Origin of the sequence: Acinetobacter sp. YH1901141, from assembly GCF_013416935.1 — a bacterium.
GTDB lineage: Bacteria > Pseudomonadota > Gammaproteobacteria > Pseudomonadales > Moraxellaceae > Acinetobacter > Acinetobacter towneri.
The window spans coordinates 1-1,189 of the sequence record NZ_VPEY01000079.1; the positions used below are offsets into that span (position 1 = coordinate 1).

Annotated in this window: 1 protein-coding gene; it reads left to right on the top strand. The window is 35.2% G+C overall.

Translation table 11 applies throughout. From position 1 onward, the window contains the following. Window positions 1–266 precede the first annotated feature (266 nt). Window positions 267–833 carry a recombinase family protein gene (locus tag FTV52_RS14560; protein WP_004282172.1) on the top strand — a complete coding sequence of 189 codons (567 nt, stop codon included), beginning with the start codon at window positions 267–269 and terminating at the stop codon, window positions 831–833. Window positions 834–1,189 lie beyond the last annotated feature (356 nt).

Below are 1,189 nucleotides of genomic sequence, written 5' to 3' on the forward strand. Positions count from 1 at the left end.
AACATAATCATAATATTACTGAAATTACGTTACAAATAGAAAATACGAAATGTAATACATTGAACCAACATAAACACTAATTTGGACTTTAGTCTTCATATAGATGTTTTGTGTAACTTTAAAGTATACCCTAAAGTTACAATCTGAAAGTTCATGAAATTATGTATCATTTAAATGATTTCTAATCATAAATAACATGTAACTTTAGTATTAAAGATTTATAATTTACGAAATTGTTCATTTTTATCCAATTGGGGCGTGAAAAATTGAAAGGCCAAAAAGTAGGGTATATCCGGGTAAGTTCTGTCGAGCAAAACACTGGACGTCAACTTGAGGGAATTGAAGTCGACCGGATTTTTGTTGACCGTGCTTCAGGTAAAAATACTGACCGACCTAAATTTCAGGAAATGTTGAACTATGTCCGGGAAGGGGACAGGGTGATTGTACATTCCATGGATCGTTTTGCGCGAAGCCTGAAAGATTTGGTCACTGAAGTAGATAAACTGGTCAAACGAGGGATTGCCATCCAGTTTGTAAAAGAAAATATTACTTTTACGGCCGAATCCACCCCGATGGATAATTTGATGCTGCAATTGATGGGTGCTTTTGCACAGTTCGAACGTGAGATCATTTTAGAGCGGCAAAAGGAAGGAATAAAACTCGCCTCTGCTCAGGGGAAGTACAAAGGTCGGGTGCATAAACTAAAGCCTGACCAAGCTGAAGCTTTACGACAAGCATGGAGGGAAGGGAAGTATCCATCAAAAATGGCATTAGGAAAAGCTTTTGGGATTAGTCGTCAGGCGGTATACCGATATTTACAAGTTAGTGAATAGCTTATTGGGATTGGCAACTAAATTTAGTTTAACTTATAAAAATCATGAAACATTGTTCGAATTTTAAGCGTGGAACATAAATAATCAATAAAAAGCCGCTCTGGTACCCTATGCCCCACAACGGCTTGATCTAATATACTGAAATTTAAAGATAAATAAAGAGAATTTCGTATAAGGTGTATTATGTTATTTTTAGAGAAACTACTAAATTATATTGGGTTGTAAATATTTGAAATTCCGTTAAGATATTTTGGATTAAATTCTATTCCTAGATAGCATTCGTGTTGACTCATCTCTCCAAAAAACTTTGGTTTTGTTTTCTTATGGTTTTTGCCATAGGATGGAGTAGTGTGTCT